Below are 20,424 nucleotides of genomic sequence, written 5' to 3' on the forward strand. Positions count from 1 at the left end.
GACCGGTATGATCATTTAAAACTGCCGGCAGGCAAAATGCCTTGGCTTGGAGCGGAGCTGGAACGTCCGCTTCCATGTCCGGGTGAAGCAATAGCAGACTGTCTGCAACCCACCCCAATACGAAGTGGGGTAGGGCGCTGCTAACGACCCCATTTCTGCCGTTCGAGCCCACTTTGCAGCTGCCAATAAGCGGACGGTATTCGGCATCAGCCCAGCAGCACTGTAGTTGCTGCTGAACGTATTGCTGGAGAGCCGCATGGTCACAGCAGTCGACATACATTTATACGTCAGCTAGCCACCGGGTCTTTCATTGCAGTGGCGGCGAGGACCAATCCCTCCAGTGGCGGCCATGGCTGCACAACTCGGGTTCGCCCCGCCAAGCTTGAACAATTCCACGTGGGTGGAGCGCTGGCACTCGCCTACGCCTGGGGACGCCATATCTTCCAGCATTCTTTCAAGATGGAAAATAGTAGTCGATTTCCACCGCTTGATCGACACGAGAACCGGTCGCGCGCTGGCGTTTTAGTACGCGCGACTGACTGTTTTTAAGGCTGCAGAGGCGTGGAGGTCGGCTGGGTTAATCGATTCCGTACCGCATCGCGGTCTCACCTTCAGACACTGATGTCACCCCTGGTCAACGTGTCGCTTTTACCGGCAAGCCGCAAAGGCGAGGATGCCTAGAGACGTGGACCACTGCCACTAGATCTGCGCCAATCCACCATCGACAAACAGGTCCGCGCCATTGACGAAGCTCGCCTCGTCTGAGGCGAGGAACAACACGGCCCTGGCAATTTCGTTGGGCTCACCAATGCGACCGAGCGGGATCTGGCTGGCCAGATGATCGAGCATGCTCTGCTGGGCCGTCGCATCAGGACCAGCAAGATCGACTAGGCCAGGCGTCCGGACTGGGCCGGGGCTTACGACATTAATGCGAATGCCGCGGTCCTTGACGTCGAGGATCCAGCTGCGAGCAAAATTGCGAATGGCGGCTTTGGATGCGCTGTAAACGCTGAAAGCCGCGGTGCCCATGATGCTGGTAGTCGAACTAGTCAGAACGATAGAGGCGTTATCGGCCAAAAGCGGAAGAGCTTTTTGCACCGTGAAGAGCACCCCCTTAACATTCCGGTTAAACGTATCGTCGAAGTGCTCTTCATTAATTTCGCCAAGAGACTGCATCGCGCCACCACCGGCGTTTGCGAACAATATGTCGACCCGGCCTTTATGCGCTTTTATACTATCGAAAAGCTGATCAAGGTCTTTCATGTTGGAAGAGTCCGCCTGGATGCCAACAGCGTTGTCGCCGATCGCGGCTACTGCGGCGTCGAGTTCTGCCTGTCGACGGCCGGTAATAAATACGAACGCGCCTTCCTGTGCTAAGGCCTTTGCGGTCGCGAAGCCTATGCCAGATGTGCCGCCTGTTATGACAGCGACTTTTGCGTCAAATCTCTGGTGCATGATATATCCAGTCCTTAGGGTAAGTTCTGGGCAGGATTTAGAGCCGCCATCCTATTGCTTAAAGATCGTAGTTTTGATTTCATAATGCACGGTCATGCATAGTCAGAATTAGCTTGGACTCATGGATCAGCTTCTGGCACTTCGAACTTTCGTGCGCATCGTCGAGGCCGGCACATTCGCCAAAGCTGCCGACCAACTCAACCTACCGCGGTCAACGGCAAGCAAGCTGATCGCTGACCTTGAGGCCTCTCTCGGCACGAAGCTGATCCAGCGGACAACCCGCAAAGTCGCCGTGACTCCAGAGGGCGCCGCATATTATGAACGCTCCAATCGGCTGATCACCGAACTGGAGGACATGAATGCGGCGGTGAGGCTAAACCAGGCGCAGCCGAAGGGTCGACTGAGGATCGATATCGTATCGCAGTTGGCAAATTGCGTACTGATTCCCGCATTGCCGCGGTTCCGCGACCTTTATCCCGATATCGAACTCTATTTGGGTATCAGTGATCGCCCAGTTGACCTAATTGGCGAAGGCGTGGATTGCGTCATCCGTGGCGGTGAATTGGGTGACACCTCACTGATCGCTCGCAAGATCGGCGAGCTTGATTATGTGACCTGCGCCAGCGCCCGCTATATTGAACGCCATGGCATCCCCAAGCACCCGTCCGATCTTGATCGGGGGCATGTCAGCCTCAACTATTTCTCGTCGCTAACGTCTAAGCCTTTTCCGATGCTCTTTCACCGGAGCGGCGAGGAAATCGAAACAGGCGGCGACGCACAGGTGGCCGTCAATGAAATCACTGCCCATTTGACGGCAATCAAGGCTGGCCTCGGCATCGGCCAGACGTTCGGTGTTATGGCGCAACCTTTTATCGAGGACGGAAGCTTGATACCGCTTCTCACAGAGTGGACGCGGCCGCTGCATCCTCTCCATGTCGTTTATCCTCCCAACCGGCACCTAAATGCTAAACTGAGAATATTCGTGGACTGGGTGTCCGAAGTGTTCAAGGCTCGCGGTTCCAGTTAGTTATGACCGAAGAAGAATAGCGCACGCCGGCATAGGCAGTGTACACTTTTGAACGCGAGCCCAGTCTTAATTACCAAAAGCAGGCATAAAAATGCCGAAACGTAGCGACCCCATTTCTGCCGTTCGGCACCCAGGGGCGAAGGCCGAAAAGCGGACATCGTAGGCGGCGCCAAGACACCCTTCGATATGACGCCTCACTGCCCAAGCACGCGTCTCGTGGCACCTGGCTGATCATAAACAGCCCTCTTGTCCATGATCGTGGGTCGCGGGACAGCAGGCGCACCTGCAGTGCGAGTGGGTTACCCGGGCCATTATGGCAACTACTGCCTGTTCTCGGTGTCCCAGCGGCACCTCACTGACCGAGCCGGCCTGCAACGCCGCACGAAGGGCCCAAGGGTTTCCGTTGCAACACCGCCGAGCGTCAAGGTCCGTCTGACTTCGGGACATCCGGAAAGAACAAGTGAACGGATCCGCGCCCTGCCGTCCTTGCGGAACTGATCTGTGCGCTTTAACAAACGTTAAAGGCGGGGGCCTCAATTATGATGCTAGAGAAGATTGCCGCAGATGTCCGTCCGGCTGACGCTGTTATCATCACCATATGGCACTCAGGCGGCCGCACCGTAGCCGACCTCAACTGCAGCTGCCCAGCGGCGGAAGCTTACGCCGTAGCTGAATTCCCACGTCCTGTTCCTGTTGCCCTGGAGCGCGCTGAGCAGCTTTGCGAGCGCTTCAGGCTGCAGCGCATCTGTGTGGTACTGACCGATGATGCGCTGTGGCGGAGCGACTGGGGGCAGTTGGTGTCAAGGCCTCAATAGCCCGGCTATTCAGCGCGGGCAGTGCAGCAGAATGGATTGCAAGCAACCGCGATCTGGTCGATGGCTGGATTGAACAAGCACGGTCTGCCGCTTCGTAGCACAAGGCTGAACACCGCAACTGGGCTGGCATGCAAGCCGGCCCAAGACTCGGCCTGCACGGATGCACCGGCAACCTTAAGGTCGGTACAAGCGCAGAGGGTAGTATGCTGCTATCCATCCGTCCTATCCTGCCGGTGCTTGCCAGTCTCGCCATACTGATGCTTGCCGATGGTGCGCTCAGCACCACAATTGGCTGGCGGATGACCAATGCCGGTGCGAGTTCGGTTGCTGTTAGGGCAGTCACCGCCGCCTTTTTTCGCCGGCCTCATATTTGGGTCGTTCCAGTGCTTTCGCTTCATCAGGGGGGGGGCCGGACATTGCCGCTTTGCGCCCCTGGCAAGGCATAGATGCACCCTCGAACACTCTGGTGGTCAAAACTCCTTACTGCGAGCTCAAGGGCCCTGGGTTCGCCTGTTCAGCACTGCCTAGGCGCTCTGGGTGTAATGGGCAGCAGCATGCAATGCATGCAAATCGCCTGGCGCCTTAAGTGTTTGTTGGGCGCGGCCTGCAGCATCCCGGGCAGTGGCGAGCGCGGCTTTGCGTAGTTCCGGGTTCAATTCGGCCACGATCTCCAAGCTGTGCAAAAGACGCAGCACCACTTCGATAATGCCGGCCCCGTCGCGTGCTATGGGACGGAAGGCATCTTCCAGGAGATATTGAGGGGCGAGTGGCGGGACGACAACCCGGTCGTTTTCAGGATCAGTCGGGGTGCTGGGCTGCCAGCTCGACAAAAGTCTTGTGAGTGTCCCAATCACATCGATCGCTGTGCCGGGATCATTCACCCCTGGCGAAAGCGCCCGATCCGCGATTTCGGCAAGAACTACCAGGCCGAACCGCGGGTCGCTGTCGAAGCTCCGCTGACCGCCTACAACAAAAGCTCTGATCAGTTCCGCTGTGAGCTTATCGTTGAGTTCACCTTCCACCATCATGAGCGGCCGTGCCGCTGACACATACGATCCCGGACGTGCAGTGACAGCAATCTGAAGATCATGCTCGACAGCGAGCGTTTGCAGCCGTTTTGCGTCGAAGTGCTGGATGTATCCGAGCTTGTCAGTGCTGACTGGTACCCCTTCAGGCTCTCCTTCCAATAAGCGGCAGTCGAACAGTGGATGTTCCTCTAGGGTGCGAAGTGCATGAGCCGTGGCAGTCTCGACCCGATCGATTGTATGTCCCACTCGCCCAATGTCCGAGATTTGAGCTATCCATCGAATAAGGGCCACAACCACCAGTGCAACAACGCCCAAGGTGACGGAAAACAGGAGCATTCGGCTCGCCGAGCCATAGATACCTGCCGATAGCCCAAGGATCGCCAGGATGGAAAACAGGAATGCCCCGATAAAAAGGGATATGGAGGTTTGGGCAGATCGATCTCCCACGATGAGCTGAGCAGCGCGCGGCGTGGTAGATGCAGAAGCCGACGACAACGCAGCAACCAGCGTGGAAAGCGCAAACACCGACACCGTCAACAGACTGGTCGCAAGGATTTCCAATATGGATTGCACAGCTTGTTGGGTGATGGTGAAGGGCAGCTCCTCGGGTGCCCAGCGCGCTAGATAAAACGCTGCCAGGATCGTGAGCACGGCGAGCGCGGAAAATACTGCTGGCAAGAACCACATTTTGCGCAGCAAGCGCCGGAGATAGAACGAAACCTTACTCATGCAGGATCCTTGGCTGGGGCCGGGCGCAGTGAGGCACTTATCGTGCCGTCGCTCTCCAGCACGAGATATTCGACCTCGGCGATGCCCCTGGCCCCCGATGAGCGGATGGCGCTGAGCGCTTCGTCTTCGGTCACCCGTTCGCGCTTCATTGCCCTAGAACAAAAGGCTCCGTCTCGGGCCAGCAGCGTCGGCTCGGAGCGGACCACCTTGGCAAAAGGTCGCCACCGGACGGAGGCAAAGGTGACCAGGAACTGCATGAGGATCAACAGCCCCAGAGCCAAGGCACCCTCTGCCAGGACAATGGACTCTTGGAGCAGAATGGCAGACAGCGTTGAGCCGAGTGCAACGGTAACGACAAGGTCGAAGGCGTTGAGCTTAGCCAGCGTTCGCTTGCCCGAGATGCGCAGGAACAGCACAATCGTGCCATAGGCCAGCACACCGACGACCAAGGTGCGAATGAGCCCTTGCCAGTCCTGGAAGAACATTCCGGTCCAGTTCATGCATTGCTCCGATCAGCAGAAATGGCGCCAATGGCGCGGATCAGCCTGAGCCCATGCACCAGCACGGTCAAGGCCGCGACGAGATAGCCAACACATCAGTCCAAATGTTTCCGCACCAGGGTCGCGGCGTAAGTATACTTGACGGAGAACCAGTTAATCCATAAAGCCAGATATATGGAACAAAATGCAGCCATCGACGTCTTCTCTGCCTTATCGCAGGCAACACGCCTCGAAACGTTCCGTCTTTTGATGGAGTACGAGCCGGATGGTCTTCCGGCAGGGGAGATCGCGCGGCGCCTGGGAGTTCCGCAGAACACGATGTCGTCGCATCTAGCGGTTCTGGCGCGAGCTGGGCTTGTTGAGTCGGAACGGCATAGCCGCTCGATCGTCTACCGCGCCGTAGTGGAACGCGTGCGCGAGATTGCGAGCTTTCTGGTGCAGGACTGTTGCGGGGGTCGCCCGGAACTGTGCGAACCCCTAGTCGCTGAATTCACCCCGTGCTGCTCTCCGAAGGAGACGAGCCATGTCTGACCGCGTCTACAACGTCCTATTCCTCTGCACTGGCAATTCGTCCCGCTCCATCCTGGGCGAGGCTATCCTCAACCATGTAAGCGGCGGCCGCTTCCAGGCATACTCCGCCGGCTCCACGCCAAAGGGTGCCGTGCACCCGATGACGTTGGAAACCCTCTGCAAAGTGGGAATTTCAACCGCTGGCCTTCGCTCAAAAGCCTGGGACGAGTTCGCGGTGCCGGGCGCGCCCAAGATGGATTTTATCGTCACAGTTTGCGACAACGCCGCCGGCGAGACCTGCCCGATCTGGCCCGGCCAGCCGATGACTGCCCACTGGGGCATCGAAGATCCTGCAGCGGTTGACGGCCCGAGTTTAAGCAGCGCGCTGCGTTTGAGGATGCCCTGCGGTACCTTCGCAACCGCATCGGCACCTTCATCAACCTGCCGATCGCCAGCATCGATCGCATGGCATTGAACTCGAGACATGAAGGCATCGGAGCAATGGTCGGCACCACAACCAAGTCGTCGAAGGCCGCGTAGAACCATGTCCATCTTCGAACGCTACCTCACGCTTTGGGTCGCAACCTGCATCGTTGTGGGCATCGCCGCCGGCCACTTTTTCCCTGCCGTGTTCCAGGGGCTGGGCTCGTTCGAGTACGCCCAGGTCAACCTCCCCATGGCGGTGCTGATCTGGCTCATGGTCATCCCGATGCTGGTCCGCATCGACTTCATGAGCCTGCGCCAGGTCGGCTCTTATTGGCGTGGCATAGGCGTCACTGTTTTCATCAACTGGGCCATCAAGCCGTTCTCCATGGCTCTGCTCGGCTGGCTCTTCATCGGCTGGCTGTTCCGGCCGATGCTGCCTGAGGTGCAGATCGACAGCTATATCGCCGGTCTGATCATCCTGGCGGCAGCCCCATGCACAGCCATGGTGTTCGTGTGGTCGAACCTGGTGCGGGGAGAGCCGCATTTCACCTTGTCTCAGGTTGCGCTGAACGATGCCATCATGGTCGTCGCCTTTGCTCCCATCGTCGGCCTGCTGTTGGGACTGTCGGCAATCACCGTGCCATGGGACACTTTGTTGCTCTCGGTCGGACTCTACATCGTCGTGCCGGTTATCGCCGCGCAGCTTTATCGACGCTGGCTGCTGGCCAATGGGGGCATCGACGCCATGAACCGGGTGCTGTCCGTCCTGCAGCCTATATCGATCACCTCCTTGCTGCTGACCCTGGTCATGCTCTTTGGCTTCCAGGGCGAGCAGATCATCGCACAGCCGACCGTCATCCTGCTGCTGGCGGTGCCAATTCTGATCCAGGTCTACTTCAACTCCGGCCTGGCCTATTACCTGAACCGGGTCTCCGGAGAACAGCACTGCGTCGCTGGCCCCTCCGCGCTGATCGGTGCATCGAACTTCTTCGAACTGGCCGTGGCCGCGGCCATTGCCCTGTTCGGATTCAACTCCGGTGCAGCCCTGGCGACGGTCGTCGGCGTCCTGGTCGAGGTGCCCGTCATGCTGTCTGTCGTCTGGATCGTGAACCGCTCCAAGGGCTGGTACGAACGCGGCCCCGCCGTACGTCACAACACCGAAACGGGGGCCACCGGATGAGCGTCACCATCTATCATAATCCTGATTGCGGAACGTCCCGCAACACACTGGCGATGATCCGCCAGTCCGGCGTCGAGCCATTTGTCGTCGAGTACCTCAAGACGCCGCCGAGCCGCGACCGTATCGTGGAGCTGGTTTCCGCCGCAGGTCTCTCGCTGCGAGATGCCTTGCGCAAGAAGGATACGCCCTTTGAGGAGCTTGGGATGGCCGATCCCGCCAAGACGGATGACGAGCTTCTGGATGCCATAGGGGCAAACCCAATCCTGCTGAACCGCCCCTTCGTGGAGACGCCGATCGGCACGCGCCTCTGCCGCCCATCAGAGGTCGTGCTCGACATCTTGGAGAACCCCGACATCGGCCCGTTCACGAAGGAAGATGGCGAAGTCATCATCGACGCCGAAGGGAAGCGTATTGCCTGATTTACCCAATATCACGCCGGCAGCCTTCGATGCTCCGGATTTCTCCAAGCTCATCGCTCCCGTCCTCGACCACAAGCCTCGCATCCTGATGCTCTATGGCTCACTGCGGGAGCGGTCTTACAGCCGTTTCCTGACCTTCGAGGCGCAGCGTCTTCTTGAAGCACTCGGCGCCGAGGTCCGCATCTTTCATGCCAACGGCCTGCCGCTGCCGAACGATGCGCCCGAAAGCCATCCCAAAGTGCAGGAGCTTCGCGAGGCCATGCTGTGGTCCGAAGGCCAGGTTTGGACTTCGCCGGAACGGCACGGAGCCATGTCTGCGGTAATGAAGTCCCAGATCGACTGGATACCCCTGCCGGGCGGCGCCATCCGCCCGACTCAGGGTCGTACCCTAGCCGTTATGCAGGTCTCTGGCGGATCGCAGTCATTCAACGCCGTGAACCAGATGCGTATTCTGGGCCGCTGGATGCGGATGGTGACCATCCCGAACCAGTCCTCGGTCGCCAAGGCCTTCCAGGAGTTTGACGAAGCCGGCCGCATGAAACCGTCGTCCTATTACGACAGGGTGGTGGACGTCATGGAAGAGCTGGTGAAGTTCACGTTGATCAATCGCGGCGTCTCCAGCTACCTGACCTCCCGCTACAGCGAGCGCAAGGAAGCGGCAGCCCAACTCGAGGAGCGGGTCGGCCTGAAGTCGATCTAGCAGACTATGGCCGATAGCCATTCCAACGCTGGTGCCATCTGGGCTCTCGGCGTTACCCAGATCATCGGGTATCCATAGATAGCAATGCAACAGAAGCATTGAGCATCCCCTGAGCTAATCGCGCGTGTTGAGCTCGCGTCCGTCATCATCGGTGCGGAAGGATTTTTAGCGGAACTTGTCGATAAACCCTAGGTTGTCCACTACCAGCTTCACCCCGATAGCGCTCAGCTATCCAACCGACGCGGGGGCAGCTTGTCCGTCTTCGAACTGATCGCGTTGTTGCTCGTCCTGACCGCCTCCTTCGGATGGGTCAATCAGCGGTTCTTCGGTCTGCCCGGCACGGTAGGCGTGTTGGTCATGGGACTGGCAGCGTCGATCCTCCTGCTGTTGCTGGAGTTGGCCCTGCCACAGGTTACTCTTTACGACGATCTGACCGAGATCGTGCGAGAGATCGATTTCCAACAAACTGTACTGGAAGGCATGCTGGCGTTTCTGCTGTTTGCAGGTGCGCTCTATGTCGATCTTGGCGCCCTGCGGGAGCGAGCGTGGGTGGTGGGCTCAATGGCCACACTCGGCGTGCTGATCTCCACTGCTTTGATCGGGACCGGTTTGTGGGCACTATCGAACCTTCTTGGCGCTCCGATCCCCTTTATTTGGGCGATGGTCTTTGGCGCGCTCATCAGTCCCACGGATCCAGTTGCAGTACTGGCAACGCTTAAAGCGATCAAGGTTCCCAAGACCCTAGAAATCGACATGAGCGGCGAGTCTCTGTTCAACGACGGCATTGGCGTCGTGCTTTTTGCGATCGTTCTCTCGATCGCGGCAGGGAGCGGCCATGGGGCTACAGGATTCAGCGGCGCTCTTCACCTGCTTGCCGTAGAAGCAATTGGAGGGGTCCTGTTGGGCCTGGCTGGTGGGTACCTCGCTTATCGCGCCATGAAGGCTATCGATAACTATTCGCTCGAGGTTCTCATCTCGCTAGCGCTCGTCGCCGGAACATCCGCGCTCGCTGCACGGCTTGGCACCAGCGGACCCCTGGCCGTCGTGGTGGCCGGATTGCTGATCGGCAACCGTGGACCGGGACGGGCGATGAGTGAGATCACCCAGCGCTACCTCTTCGGCTTCTGGACGCTCATTGATGAGATTCTTAATGCCGTCCTGTTCCTCCTTATCGGGCTTGAGGTTCTGGTGCTACGTCTGGATGCCAGCTTTGGATGGTTGCCATTGCTGACCGTGCCCCTGGCCCTTGCGGGGCGCTTTGTTTCCGTGCTGCTGCCCGTGGCGGTTCTGTCACGATGGATGAACTTTGTTCCGGGAACCGTGGCGGCCCTGACCTGGGGCGGCTTGCGTGGTGGTATTTCGGTCGCCTTGGCTCTGTCGCTTCCCGAAGGACCTCACAAATCAACTCTGCTGGCCTGCACCTATTTGGTCGTGATCTTTACCCTGGTTGTGCAGGGACTCACGCTGGCGCGCGTTATCCGGGCCACCTCTGCCGATCAGAGCGCTGTATGAACTGGATGGGAATGTTCTTCCAAGATTGGCAAGGGCTCATTCGCACCTGGTTTTGGAGCACACACCCGTTCAGGCCTACTTCGTGCTGCGCCGGCTGGCTCATTCTTCAATGAGGTGAGCACCATGCACGGTATCAGCGACGAGGGCCTTGTGCAGTTCCTCACATCGAGAGGCCTTGCGGTCAACGAAGACGGCGTAATGTCCATCACCGCAGCAGGCCGCGCCATTGGCGAGATCACTGCTGAGTCCAAGTCGTGCCTTAGAGCTAAAGGTTCAACTCAGCGGCAGCCGCATTGGCCTCATCCATAGAGGCATCCAGCGTCGCCTTGAGGATGCGCAACTCGGCCTTGAGCCGGGGGGACAGGTTCAGCCCCTGCCAATCAATTAATTTCTGCTGCCACTCAGCAACTTCAACGATGAGCTTACGCGAGCGGTCCAGTGTTTCCGGGTTGGAGTGCACGGCAGCGCGCTCTGCATTTTCCGCGAGCTCGACTAGTTCTACTGTGCTGATCACCCAGGTAGGCAACGCTTCTCGCAGTGTTTCCAGCTTCGAGACGACGTCTTGATCCGCGGGATAGTTTTGCAATTCGGAATCCTCCTGAGGGTGACACTGGTGACCGCATGATCCTTGGGAAGCGAATCCCTTCGCCTCGACCAACCCGGGCCCGAGTGTTCTCGGTTGCCAAGATCATGCGGTCGCCAATTCCACCGTTTTGGGTATTCTTGTTCAGGCTTTACCTTGCCGATCCAGTGCGATGGCTTCCTCCAGGTCACTTGCCCTCACCGGAAATGCCTCGATACGTCCGGGATAGACCAGCATCACGCGTGTGCTCGAGCGACGTGCGTCCCACATGACGTCGAGCTGTTCCTCGTCCGTGATGACTTCGAACGTTCCGGGGGCATGAGGCTCTGTCATGCCGGGGAGCGTGAAGGGGAAGCGGAAGGTGATCGTTCGGCTGGTGGTCTGATCTGACATAAAATGTTCCTGACCTATTCACGAAGACCTAAGTGGCGGGTTCACCGGAGCGACCTCAAGCGAAGGTTCGCTCGAGAGGATAGGCTTCCGCATCGTATAGTTCCTTGATGGACCCGCCTTCATACCTTTGCTCGTCGACCTCGAGGTAGGACCCGGCTCGTGCAGCTGTCGGCAAATCCTCTATGACGAAACGCACCGCTTCGGCGGCCGTATTGAACCGGCGATACTGGGTTTGATTGTTCTTTGCGTACCGGCGGCTGGCGAACAGCTCTGCCCGGGCGGCATAGTTGAAGTTGCTCATGGTGAAGGTCCTTGTGGACGACATCATGCATGCACGGCATGCCCCCAAAAGGGGCACCGGCAGCAAGACTAGTGGAGATGAGTGTTCGAAGTTCCAGCTGTAAGTCGCGGATTGCTTCGGATGGTGTGCCTCGACCAAAACGGGAGGCAGGAGCCGGGCCTTGGCCCGGCTGAAGTCGCTTAGACGAGGGTCAGATTGGTCGCCGAAACCTTGCCATCACGGCCGGTCTCGAGTTCGTAGGTTACCTTATCGTTCTCGTAGAGACCATTCAGGCCCGAACGCTCGACAGCGGAGATATGAACGAACGCGTCCTTCTCGCCGCCTTCAGGGGAGATGAAGCCAAAGCCCTTGGTGGCATTGAAGAATTTAACGGTGCCGTTAATCATTAGAAAGTCCTGAGATTGTAGCCCGGAGCTAAAGCGAGCGGGCAGATGATCCACAAGCGATGTGCCTGCAGATGTCTAAACGTTCGCAAAATAGGAGGGTAGCCAGGGGCCGGTAAACCGGCAGAACAGGCAGCCAACGGAGGCTGAAAACGTAAATACTTTATTGCACGTAGGAGCGTCCGAGTAAAGGATTATCGGTACGGGCCCGTATTCTGCTTAGCATTAGTTTGCCCGTCGCACACCCAAACCAATACTCAGCGGAGTTGCCCAGGCATCGGTCGCCAGATTGATCGTCGTCATCCTGCGCTGCCTGAGGGTCTGCTTCCGCAAGCCCTCCATGTGAGCTCATTGTGCGAGGCGATCAGGGTGGAGCTTGAGGGTAATGACCGCCCCGGCTTTATCCCAATCGTAGGAGATCGAACCCCGAAGAGCTCCCGTGACGCTGCGTTCCACCAGCTTGCTGCCATAGCCGGGGTTGCCTGTAGGCGGCTGAACGGGCGGGCCGCCTCTTTCCGTCCACACTATGGTGACGGCTTCGTCTTGAGCCGAGCACGACACGTCGAGCGTGCCGGTATCCACCGACAGAGCCCCATATTTAAGGGAATTGGTCGCGAGCTCATGCACGATGAGCGCAAGGGTGTTGTCGCCCTGCGCCCGGCCGCCGTTCAGTCCGTTCGCCAGGGCGCCGTCTACCGCATGATTTAGAATGGCGTGCCAAACCCCAATCGCGGGGCCCGTTGAACAGGTGTAGGCACCTCTTTATGCCGCTCTCAGGTGCTGGCGGCTACTTACAAGTCAGACGATAAAACCACGCGAGGCACGGCGCCCGAGCCGAACCCTCGCGTGGTTCATGCGCAATCAGATTACTTTAAACGTGCGGCTGCAGCGCGCCTGTGGCCTTCCAGACCTTCGGATGCGCTCTGGCGGATGGCTGGCAATGCAACCTGCTCGACACCGGCCTCATCGAGGTACTGGTGGGTGCAAGTTTTTACGTACGATCCGACCCATAGGCCACCAGTGTATCGGCCGGCCGCCATTGTCGGAAGCGTGTGGTTCGTCCCGCAGCACTTGTCGGAGTAGACCACGCTCGCATTTTCTCCGATGAACAAAGAGCCGTAGTTCCGCAGTTTTAGCGAGAACTCCCGCGCATTGGCCGTATGTACCTCAAGGTGTTCGGCAGCAATGAAATCGGAATAGTCGATCATTGCTGCTTCGTCCGGGCAGAGCGCGATCTCTCCGTATTCTCGCCACGCCTGGCCGGCCGTCTGCGCAGTAGGCAGATCTAGGAGCTGGCGTTCAACGGCTTGGAGGGTTTCCTCGGCCAAGCGACGTGAGGTGGTGATAAGTCCCACCCGGGTGCGGATGTCGTGCTCGGCCTGGGCCAGAAGATCGGTGGCGATCAGTTCAGCATCACCAGTGTCGTCGGCAACCACGTAGATCTCCGAAGGGCCGGCGAGCTGATCGATACCCACCCGGCCGAAGGCCTGCCGCTTGGCCTCGTTCACGAAGGCATTCCCGGGCCCGAAGATCTTGTCCACCTGTGGAATCGACTCGGTGCCCAAGGCCATGGCGGCAATTGCTTGTGCCCCGCCAACGCGGAAGATGCGGTCAGCCCCGGAAAGGTGGCAGCCGGCGACCATAGCTTCATGCGCATTGGGCGGAAGGCAGGCGATGACGTTATCGCAACCGGCAACGCGGGCCGGAACGATCGTCATGATCGGCGCCGATAGCAGTGGGTAGCGTCCACCCGGAACATAGCAGCCTACGGTTTCGATCGGGATGATGCGGTGTCCCAGGTGGAGACCCGGAAGCAGTTCGATCTCGAGCGGGGCCAACGTCTTGAGCTGCGCTTCCGCAAATGAGCGCACGTTGGCAATGGCGAACTCGGTGTCGGCACGTGTCTGCGGGTCAAGCGCCGCAACAGCGGCCAGCCTTTCTTCCATGGTCACTTCGAGGCTGTCCGGCGCCGAGCCGTCGAAACGCTGCGAGAACTCGCGCACCGCGGCATCGCCACGCTCGCGAACTGCGGATAGGACCTCCTTGACCGTGTTCTCGACCTTTGTCGTATCGGCAGCCACGTCTGCCACAGGCGCCTTGATGTATTCGACACGGTTTTTGATGGTGGTGAAGCGGCTTGTCATTGGCTCGCGATCCCGTTGGAATTCAGGTGATGCCTGCAACATGAAGCACTTGAAACCCAACAACAATTCAGGCGAGAAGGCCTGGTGATAAAACTCACCTAGACCGACCCGGGCCGCGAAGGAAAAACCATCAATGCCAAAGATAGGAAGCCAGATCTATGAGCATCGACGCCGGCGTAATTTGACCGTTCGGGAGCTCGCTACACGTTCTGGGGTATCGCATTCCACGGTTTCCCTGATCGAACGGGACAAGATGAGCCCCTCGGTGGACACCTTGGGGGCGATCCTCGATGCTTTGGGCATAACCCTGTCCGGCTTCTTTTCTGGTCACGATTCAGGACAGAGATACAGCCCGTTTTATCGGGCTGAAGACCTGGTTGAGATCGGTCGTGTGGATGCCATCTCGTACCGAGTAGTGGGCTTCGATTTCCCGCACCGGAACATGATGGTCCTGCACGAGCGCTACAGCGAAGGGACCAGCACCGGAAGCCTCTTCTCGCATGTGGCGCAGGAGGCGGGGATCGTCATCAGCGGAGCCGTCGAGGTTACGGTCGGTGACCAGTCGCGCGTCCTTGAGCCCGGCGACAGCTATTACTTCGACAGCCAGGTCCCGCATGCGTTCAAGAACGTTGCCGCCGGCGAAAGCGAAATCTTCAGCGCGATCAGCCCGCCGACGTATTGAGTGCCGGGAGTGGGTGCCGTTCAGTCGAGGCGAACGAGATGCTCTGGTCCGACCTCCCGATACTGCCGCTTTGGTGCCACGAAGTCAGGTGGCCGGATCGGTGACGTAAGTTCGCGCGCCGCAACCGGCCGCAGAACGGTTCGGGATGCGGGGTCGGCAATGGGAACGGCGGCGATCAGAGCCTGGGTGTAGGGGTGCCGCGGATCGTTGAATATCTGCTGACGCGGTCCGATTTCGACGATCTCACCCATATACATCACCGCCACACGGTGGCTGACCCGCTCGACGACAGCCATATCGTGGCTGATGAAGATAAGGGAGATGCCCGTCTCTTCCTGCAGCTTCAGAAGCAGGTTGATGACCTGTGTTTTGATCGACACGTCGAGCGCCGATACGACTTCGTCGGCGACCAGGATCTTGGGGCTGACGGACAGGGCACGCGCTATGCAGATCCTCTGACGCTGACCGCCGGAAAATTCGTGCGGAAAACGGTCGGCGGCATCCTGCGGTAAGCCGACCTTGTCGAGAAGATTCCTGATCAGTTCTGGCGTGTCTGCCGCAACTCCAAGGCCCTGCTCAAGGAAGGGTTCGACAATTGCGTCCCCGACACGCTGACGCGGGTTGAGGGCGGCAAATGGGTCCTGGAAGATGAACTGGATCTTCGGTCGCGTCGACGTCGTGTGGCGGGTAAGGCGGCCATCGCCACCGACTCCGGCGACTTGCTGGCCGTCGATCGTCACGGTACCCCCGACTACCGGTGCCAAGCCCATGAAGCTCCGGCCCGTGGTCGATTTTCCGCAACCGGATTCGCCGACGATCGATAGTGTTTCCCCTTGACGGAGGTCGAACGAAATTCCCTCGACGGCATGGACCCGCGCCTTGACGCGGTTGAGGATGCCGGAGCGCACGTCGAAGCGAGTTTGCAATTGATTGACGCGCAGCACAGGCTCGAGGTCTCGCCGAACAGTGTCCCTGCACTGGTCTACTGGCTGCTGAACCCCATCAATCACCTCCGGGAACGGCACCGGTTGCGTAGCGTCCGCCACTTCACCGAGCTTGGGCACTGACGCAAGAAGCTTGCGCGTATATGCGTGTTGAGGTGAGCGGAAGATCCGTTCCGAGCTGCCCGTTTCGAGCATGTCCCCGCGGAACATCACCATGGTCTCGTCGGCGACTTCGGCCACCACGCCCATGTCGTGGGTGATGAACAGCACGGCCATGTCTTCTTCGCGCTGCAATTCCTTGATCAGGTTCAGGATCTGGGCCTGAACCGTAACATCAAGGGCCGTTGTGGGTTCATCCGCGATAAGGATCCTGGGGCGACATGCGAGCGCCATAGCGATCATGATGCGCTGGCGCATGCCGCCTGAGAAACGGTGCTGATACTCGTCGAACCGCGCGGCCGCAGACGGGATGTGGACCTTGTCCATCAGCTCGATCGCCTGCTTTTTCGCTTCGCCCCTGGATAACCCGCGATGACGCCGGATGGTCTCGCACAATTGCTGGCCCACCGACATCACCGGGTTGAGCGAGGTCATCGGTTCCTGGAAGATCATCGAGATCTTGTTGCCCCGGATGCGGTTCATGCCCGACATCGGAAGGCCAAGAAGGTTTTCACCCTCGAAGGTGGCGCTCCCCGTGATTTGCGTGCGCACGGGATCATGCAGCCCCATCACGGCCAGCGCGCTGACGCTCTTGCCCGATCCGCTTTCGCCGACGATCGCGAGCGTCCGGCCGGCATGAAGGTCGAAGGAAACGCCGTTAAGAACCTGCTTCCAGCTTCTTGCGGTGCGGAAAGAGACGTTCAGGTCGCGCACTGAAAGCAGTGGAGCGATGGCTGCAGCTTGGGAGGCGGTCGTCGTTGTCATGGCTGGCTCCGGGTCAACGCGAACGTGGATCGAACATGTCACGCAGGCCATCACCCATGATGTTGACGGCAAGAATGCACAGCGACAGGAAGGCCGCAGGAAAGAAAACGATGTGGGGCTTCACCTGCCAGAGAGTGCGCCCCTCGGAGATGATGTTGCCCCAGGACGGAATGGATGAGGGGGTGCCCGCACCGATGAAAGAAAGGATGGACTCGGCAACCATCGCCGTGGCGCAGATGAAGGTCGCCGCGATGATCACGGGAGTGATCGTATTGGGCAGGATGTGCCGCAACACGATTTTCCATTCCGGTGTTCCTCCGGTCAGGGCAGCTTCCACATATGGCTTGTGGCGAAGCGTGAGCACACCCGCACGCACCAGGCGGGCAACGGTGGGAATTTCAGCGACGGAAATGGCGATCACGACATTCATTACGCTGCCGCCGATAAGGGTCATAAGCGCAATGGCAAGCAGGATCGACGGGATCGACATGACGGCGTCCATCAAGCGCATCAACGGGCCCTCCAGGATCGTGATATATCCCGCCAGCAAGCCGATGATGATACCGACAACCGAGGCAATGGCCGCAACGCTCAGGCCGACCGTGAGGGATACCCGGCTGCCGTAGAGCACACGCGAATAGACGTCTCGACCGAAGGCGTCGGTGCCGAACCAATGCTCGGCCGAGGGCGCGCGGTTGCGCAATGCCGGAGACATCGAGGTTGGGTCGACGGTGCCGAGCCAAGGTGCCGCAATGGCAATGAAGGCGAAGAGGGTCAGGATGACCGCGCCGAAGACCACGCTCGGGTGGCGACGAATGGCATGGAGAACTGGCATGGTCGTCATCAAATCCGGATCAGGAGAGCAGCATGGGGGATCACTTGCGGATCAACGGCGCATCTGCGGGTCCATTGCCGCATAAAACACGTCAATGACCAGGTTCACGAGCACATAAGCGAAGCTGAACATCAGCACGATGCCCTGGATGATCGGGTAATCACGCTGGAAGATTGCGTCAGCCGTCAGGCGGCCCACGCCAGGGATCGAAAAGACGGTTTCGGTCACCACGGCGCCGCCGATCAACATGACCACCCCCTGGCCGATCACCGTTAGCACCGGGACTGCGGAATTTCGCAAACCATGGACAAAGAGCACTACGTCTTCTGGCATGCCCTTGGCCCGGGCCGTACGGATGTAATCCTGCGACAGGGTCTCGAGCATTGTTGCGCGGGTGATGCGGGCAATAGAAGCAATGAAGGCCAACGATAACACGATCGCCGGCAGGAGCAGGCTCATGAACCATCGATCGATGCCGCTGGCCAAAGGGCTGTAGCCCTGGACCGGAAACCATCCGAGCTTAACCGAGAAGACGTAGGCAAGCACATAGCCCATGACGAACACGGGCACGGATGTGCCAAGAACGGCACCACCCACGACGAATTTGTCCAGAACGGTCCCACGCTTCCAAGCAGCTACGACGCCGAGGGGGACCGCCACCACGACGGCGATGATGCATGTGAGCGCCATCAGGGACGCTGTTGGCTCCAGGCGGGCCATGATGGTGTCGAGGACCGGCGTTTTGGTGAAGATGGAGTTGCCAAGATCCCCTTGCAGTAGCGCCATGGACCACCGGGCCAGGCGCTCGAAGTACCCTCCGTTCAACCCCAGCGACTCCCGGATGTTCAGGATGTCCGCATCGGTTGCCGTTTCGCCTCCGAGGACGGCGGCGGGATCGCCCGGGGTGAGATACAGCATGCTGAAGACAAGCAGTGCGACCAGTGCCATCACTGGAATTGAGGCTAGCAAACGCCAGAAAACGAACGGCAGCATTGGCTATCTTTCGATCAGGTCATCGAGAACGGTGTCCCGCGATGGTGGAGGGTGCGGAGGCCGGCGTCAGGCCTCCGCACGAATGGGGTCAGCTGCGATCGAGCAGCCAAGGATAGATGACGGGCGCCGGGTCAAGACCGCTGATGTCCGACCGGAAGGCCACCGCCGTGTAATACGTGCCGAGCGGAACGGTCGGCAGCTCTTCGATCAGGAGTGCCTGAATACGCTCGAACAGGTATTTGCCGTCGTCTTCGCTTGTGGCCTGAAGCCATTCACCGATCATGGCTTCGAGTTCTGCGTTTTCGTACCAGCCGGCGTAGCCGCTGGCACCATCACCACGCATGGCGACGTTGAGCGCAGGATTGGCAATCGAGATCGGCGGCCAAGCCGAACAGAAGATCGACCAGCCGCCATTGTCGGTCGACTCGCGTGAGCGCCGGCGTTCCAGAAGCGTTCCCCAGTCCATATCCTGCAGCTCAACGTTGAAGCCGGCCTTCTTGAGCTGATCCGCGGTTATGACGGCCATGGAAGAAATCGAGGCCATGCCGGTCGGGTTGAGAATGACGACCTTCTCTCCCTGATAGCCCGCTGCCTCGAGGTCCGATTTGGCACGTTCATAATCGCCGGCGTACACGTCAAGAACGTCACCACCGTTTTCGACCACCCCGGGGAGACCGCACGGGAAAACCGCCTTGCACTCCTGATAGAGCTCAGGGATGCCGTCTACCTGAGATGCAAGGATGTCGACCTGAGATACCGCGCGAGCGGCTATCCGGCGGAGCTCCGCGTTGTTGAAGGGTGCCTGTGTGCTGTTGAAGCGGATGATCGGCACCTGGCCGTTGAAGGCGACGGACTTGACGTCATCGCGTCCCTCGATCAGCGCCATGAGGTCAACCGGAATGTACTGCAGCACGTCCACTTCGCCCTGCAACAGGGCATTCACGCCGGTTGCCGAGTCGGTGTTGACTACCCATTCGATGCGGTCGAATTTGGCCACCTTGCCGCCGGACGTAAGGTTTGCCGGTTCCGTCCGGGGCTTGTAGTCCACGAACTTCTCGTAGATGACCCTGTTCCCGGAGCTGAACTCTTCGGCCACGAAGCGGTATGGACCCGACCCCACCATTTCGGTGACCGGCTCTGATGTCGGCTGTGAAGCAAGGCGCGCCGGCATGATGAAGCAGGGGGAAGAATGCGGCTTAGAGATTGCCTCAAGCAAACGGGGAAATGGCGAGTTGAGCTTGATCGAGAAGTTCTTCTCATCGATAACCTCATAGTCGTCCACTGCAGCGTTCAGCAGGCGTCCGAAACCGTCCACCTGGCTCCAGCGGTCGATAGACGCCGCGCAGTCAGCCGCGGTGACCGGCCCGCCGTCGTGAAACACGAGACCGTCCCTGATCGTGAAGGTCCAAGTCAGACCGTCGTCTGAAACCGTGTGGGATTCAGCCATCTGCGGATGGGGAACCAGGTCGTTGTCCACGCCATAAAGGGTATCGAAAACGTAGTACCCGTGTTGAACGGCGATTTCGGCCGTGGAGATCACGGGATCGAGCGCAACGAGATTCGTCGTGGTGAAAAGCTTGAGTGTCTTTGGAGCGGACTGAGCAAAAGCAGTGCCCGGAATGGCCCCAGCAGCCACCAGAGCAGAGGCTGCCACCCCGAGGGCAAGGAAGCTGCGACGTTTCATGCGAGTTTCTCCCGGTTTTCGTGCGCTTTGTTGCAAACACCTGGGCGGCAGAGTGTACGAGGGAAGCGGGTGACAACAGCGGGCAAAAAGCCTCCGTCTAGTATACTATCCTGAGAGGCGTCCACAAAGGCCGCGAACAATGCGTCTCGCCAGCTTTTCCTCCTGCGTTTGCGCAGTGCACCGAAGGAAGCACCACCGGATACACCACGTTCAGGTGATTATTCCGAACGCTTGTGCGGGTCACGTTGACCGCGGCT

The 20,424-nt window shown here is 59.2% G+C and carries 20 protein-coding genes and 1 pseudogene; 8 read left to right on the plus strand and 13 right to left on the minus strand.

Features of this window, described 5'->3' with window-relative positions; all coding sequences use genetic code 11:
- Positions 1 to 699: 699 nt before the first annotated feature.
- Positions 700 to 1,455: an SDR family oxidoreductase gene (locus tag HRQ64_RS03690; protein ID WP_172122150.1), complete on the minus strand. Its 756-nt coding sequence runs from the start codon at positions 1,453 to 1,455 to the stop codon at positions 700 to 702.
- A gap of 121 nt (positions 1,456 to 1,576) precedes the next feature.
- Between HRQ64_RS03690 and HRQ64_RS03695 the strand changes: the two genes are divergently transcribed.
- Positions 1,577 to 2,482, plus strand: a complete 906-nt coding sequence (locus tag HRQ64_RS03695) for a LysR family transcriptional regulator (protein WP_172122152.1) — start codon at positions 1,577 to 1,579, stop codon at positions 2,480 to 2,482.
- A 1,339-nt stretch (positions 2,483 to 3,821) separates the two neighbouring features.
- Here the strand turns inward: HRQ64_RS03695 and HRQ64_RS03700 are convergent.
- Positions 3,822 to 5,054, minus strand: coding sequence for a DUF2254 domain-containing protein (locus HRQ64_RS03700; protein ID WP_172122154.1), 1,233 nt, complete (start codon positions 5,052 to 5,054; stop codon positions 3,822 to 3,824).
- Positions 5,051 to 5,554, minus strand: coding sequence for a YetF domain-containing protein (locus HRQ64_RS03705; protein ID WP_172122156.1), 504 nt, complete (start codon positions 5,552 to 5,554; stop codon positions 5,051 to 5,053). The genes HRQ64_RS03700 and HRQ64_RS03705 overlap by 4 nt, the downstream gene beginning before the upstream one ends.
- Positions 5,555 to 5,728: 174 nt before the next feature.
- On the opposite strand from HRQ64_RS03705, the gene HRQ64_RS03710 reads away from it, so the two are divergent.
- The 6 genes and pseudogenes from HRQ64_RS03710 (at position 5,729) to HRQ64_RS03735 (ending at position 10,301) form a co-directional block, all read left to right on the plus strand.
- On the plus strand, positions 5,729 to 6,085 hold the full coding sequence (locus tag HRQ64_RS03710) for a metalloregulator ArsR/SmtB family transcription factor (RefSeq protein ID WP_172124789.1): 357 nt from the start codon (positions 5,729 to 5,731) through the stop codon (positions 6,083 to 6,085).
- Positions 6,078 to 6,604, plus strand: a pseudogene (locus HRQ64_RS03715) (arsenate reductase ArsC). The gene HRQ64_RS03710 and the pseudogene HRQ64_RS03715 overlap by 8 nt, the downstream one beginning before the upstream one ends.
- Positions 6,605 to 6,608: 4 nt before the next feature.
- On the plus strand, positions 6,609 to 7,670 hold the full coding sequence (gene arsB, locus HRQ64_RS03720; protein WP_210258501.1) for an ACR3 family arsenite efflux transporter: 1,062 nt from the start codon (positions 6,609 to 6,611) through the stop codon (positions 7,668 to 7,670).
- Positions 7,667 to 8,089 (plus strand): arsenate reductase (glutaredoxin), encoded by a 423-nt coding sequence (arsC, locus tag HRQ64_RS03725; protein WP_172122160.1) that lies wholly within the window; start codon positions 7,667 to 7,669, stop codon positions 8,087 to 8,089. Before arsB ends, arsC begins: the two co-directional genes overlap by 4 nt.
- Positions 8,046 to 8,789: an arsenical resistance protein ArsH gene (arsH, locus tag HRQ64_RS03730; protein WP_172122162.1), complete on the plus strand. Its 744-nt coding sequence runs from the start codon at positions 8,046 to 8,048 to the stop codon at positions 8,787 to 8,789. Before arsC ends, arsH begins: the two co-directional genes overlap by 44 nt.
- A gap of 252 nt (positions 8,790 to 9,041) precedes the next feature.
- Positions 9,042 to 10,301 carry a sodium:proton antiporter gene (locus HRQ64_RS03735; RefSeq protein ID WP_172122164.1) on the plus strand — a complete coding sequence of 420 codons (1,260 nt, stop codon included), beginning with the start codon at positions 9,042 to 9,044 and terminating at the stop codon, positions 10,299 to 10,301.
- A gap of 265 nt (positions 10,302 to 10,566) precedes the next feature.
- On the opposite strand, the gene HRQ64_RS03740 is transcribed toward HRQ64_RS03735, so the two are convergent.
- The 6 genes from HRQ64_RS03740 to hisD form a co-directional block, all read right to left on the minus strand.
- On the minus strand, positions 10,567 to 10,887 hold the full coding sequence (locus HRQ64_RS03740) for a hypothetical protein (protein ID WP_172122166.1): 321 nt from the start codon (positions 10,885 to 10,887) through the stop codon (positions 10,567 to 10,569).
- 141 nt (positions 10,888 to 11,028) lie between these two features.
- The gene (locus tag HRQ64_RS03745) at positions 11,029 to 11,277 is read right to left on the minus strand and encodes a hypothetical protein (protein ID WP_172122168.1); all 249 of its coding nucleotides are present in this window, start codon (positions 11,275 to 11,277) and stop codon (positions 11,029 to 11,031) included.
- A 55-nt stretch (positions 11,278 to 11,332) separates the two neighbouring features.
- Entirely contained in the window at positions 11,333 to 11,578 is a 246-nt protein-coding gene (locus HRQ64_RS03750) for a hypothetical protein (RefSeq protein ID WP_172122170.1), read from the minus strand.
- 179 nt (positions 11,579 to 11,757) lie between these two features.
- A complete protein-coding gene (locus HRQ64_RS03755) occupies positions 11,758 to 11,964 on the minus strand; it encodes a cold-shock protein (protein ID WP_172122172.1) in 207 nt (68 codons plus the stop codon).
- A gap of 345 nt (positions 11,965 to 12,309) precedes the next feature.
- Positions 12,310 to 12,588: a sensor histidine kinase gene (locus tag HRQ64_RS03760; protein WP_210258502.1), complete on the minus strand. Its 279-nt coding sequence runs from the start codon at positions 12,586 to 12,588 to the stop codon at positions 12,310 to 12,312.
- A gap of 239 nt (positions 12,589 to 12,827) precedes the next feature.
- A complete protein-coding gene (gene hisD / locus HRQ64_RS03765; RefSeq protein ID WP_172122173.1) occupies positions 12,828 to 14,105 on the minus strand; it encodes a histidinol dehydrogenase in 1,278 nt (425 codons plus the stop codon).
- A 133-nt stretch (positions 14,106 to 14,238) separates the two neighbouring features.
- Here hisD and HRQ64_RS03770 point away from each other — a divergent pair, with 133 nt between their 5' ends.
- Positions 14,239 to 14,787 (plus strand): cupin domain-containing protein, encoded by a 549-nt coding sequence (locus HRQ64_RS03770; protein ID WP_172122175.1) that lies wholly within the window; start codon positions 14,239 to 14,241, stop codon positions 14,785 to 14,787.
- A 20-nt stretch (positions 14,788 to 14,807) separates the two neighbouring features.
- Here HRQ64_RS03770 and HRQ64_RS03775 read toward each other — a convergent pair whose 3' ends face one another.
- The 4 genes from HRQ64_RS03775 to HRQ64_RS03790 all read right to left on the minus strand — a co-directional run bounded on the left by HRQ64_RS03775 (position 14,808) and on the right by HRQ64_RS03790 (position 20,167).
- Positions 14,808 to 16,655 carry an ABC transporter ATP-binding protein gene (locus HRQ64_RS03775; RefSeq protein ID WP_172122177.1) on the minus strand — a complete coding sequence of 616 codons (1,848 nt, stop codon included), beginning with the start codon at positions 16,653 to 16,655 and terminating at the stop codon, positions 14,808 to 14,810.
- A 13-nt stretch (positions 16,656 to 16,668) separates the two neighbouring features.
- Complete coding sequence (locus tag HRQ64_RS03780) at positions 16,669 to 17,499, minus strand: ABC transporter permease (RefSeq protein ID WP_172122179.1); 831 nt, start codon at positions 17,497 to 17,499, stop codon at positions 16,669 to 16,671.
- Positions 17,500 to 17,541: 42 nt separating this feature from the next.
- The gene (locus HRQ64_RS03785) at positions 17,542 to 18,483 is read right to left on the minus strand and encodes an ABC transporter permease (protein WP_172122181.1); all 942 of its coding nucleotides are present in this window, start codon (positions 18,481 to 18,483) and stop codon (positions 17,542 to 17,544) included.
- A gap of 88 nt (positions 18,484 to 18,571) precedes the next feature.
- Positions 18,572 to 20,167: an ABC transporter substrate-binding protein gene (locus tag HRQ64_RS03790; RefSeq protein WP_210258503.1), complete on the minus strand. Its 1,596-nt coding sequence runs from the start codon at positions 20,165 to 20,167 to the stop codon at positions 18,572 to 18,574.
- Positions 20,168 to 20,424: the final 257 nt, after the last annotated feature.

Source organism: Devosia sp. 919 (assembly GCF_013185965.1).
Lineage (GTDB): Bacteria > Pseudomonadota > Alphaproteobacteria > Rhizobiales > Devosiaceae > Devosia.

What these genes read in the sequence shown, in the direction of transcription:
- HRQ64_RS03775 (WP_172122177.1), bottom strand. Translation starts at nt 16,655, where the DNA reads ATGACAACGACGACCGCCTCCCAAGCTGCAGCCATCGCTCCACTGCTT.
- HRQ64_RS03745 (WP_172122168.1), bottom strand. Translation starts at nt 11,277, where the DNA reads ATGTCAGATCAGACCACCAGCCGAACGATCACCTTCCGCTTCCCCTTC.
- HRQ64_RS03770 (WP_172122175.1), top strand. Translation starts at nt 14,239, where the DNA reads ATGCCAAAGATAGGAAGCCAGATCTATGAGCATCGACGCCGGCGTAAT.
- HRQ64_RS03755 (WP_172122172.1), bottom strand. Translation starts at nt 11,964, where the DNA reads ATGATTAACGGCACCGTTAAATTCTTCAATGCCACCAAGGGCTTTGGC.
- arsB (WP_210258501.1), top strand. Translation starts at nt 6,609, where the DNA reads ATGTCCATCTTCGAACGCTACCTCACGCTTTGGGTCGCAACCTGCATC.
- hisD (WP_172122173.1), bottom strand. Translation starts at nt 14,105, where the DNA reads ATGACAAGCCGCTTCACCACCATCAAAAACCGTGTCGAATACATCAAG.
- HRQ64_RS03785 (WP_172122181.1), bottom strand. Translation starts at nt 18,483, where the DNA reads ATGCTGCCGTTCGTTTTCTGGCGTTTGCTAGCCTCAATTCCAGTGATG.
- HRQ64_RS03705 (WP_172122156.1), bottom strand. Translation starts at nt 5,554, where the DNA reads ATGAACTGGACCGGAATGTTCTTCCAGGACTGGCAAGGGCTCATTCGC.
- HRQ64_RS03780 (WP_172122179.1), bottom strand. Translation starts at nt 17,499, where the DNA reads ATGACGACCATGCCAGTTCTCCATGCCATTCGTCGCCACCCGAGCGTG.
- arsH (WP_172122162.1), top strand. Translation starts at nt 8,046, where the DNA reads ATGGCGAAGTCATCATCGACGCCGAAGGGAAGCGTATTGCCTGATTTA.
- HRQ64_RS03710 (WP_172124789.1), top strand. Translation starts at nt 5,729, where the DNA reads ATGGAACAAAATGCAGCCATCGACGTCTTCTCTGCCTTATCGCAGGCA.
- HRQ64_RS03690 (WP_172122150.1), bottom strand. Translation starts at nt 1,455, where the DNA reads ATGCACCAGAGATTTGACGCAAAAGTCGCTGTCATAACAGGCGGCACA.
- HRQ64_RS03695 (WP_172122152.1), top strand. Translation starts at nt 1,577, where the DNA reads ATGGATCAGCTTCTGGCACTTCGAACTTTCGTGCGCATCGTCGAGGCC.
- HRQ64_RS03750 (WP_172122170.1), bottom strand. Translation starts at nt 11,578, where the DNA reads ATGAGCAACTTCAACTATGCCGCCCGGGCAGAGCTGTTCGCCAGCCGC.
- arsC (WP_172122160.1), top strand. Translation starts at nt 7,667, where the DNA reads ATGAGCGTCACCATCTATCATAATCCTGATTGCGGAACGTCCCGCAAC.
- HRQ64_RS03700 (WP_172122154.1), bottom strand. Translation starts at nt 5,054, where the DNA reads ATGAGTAAGGTTTCGTTCTATCTCCGGCGCTTGCTGCGCAAAATGTGG.
- HRQ64_RS03790 (WP_210258503.1), bottom strand. Translation starts at nt 20,167, where the DNA reads ATGAAACGTCGCAGCTTCCTTGCCCTCGGGGTGGCAGCCTCTGCTCTG.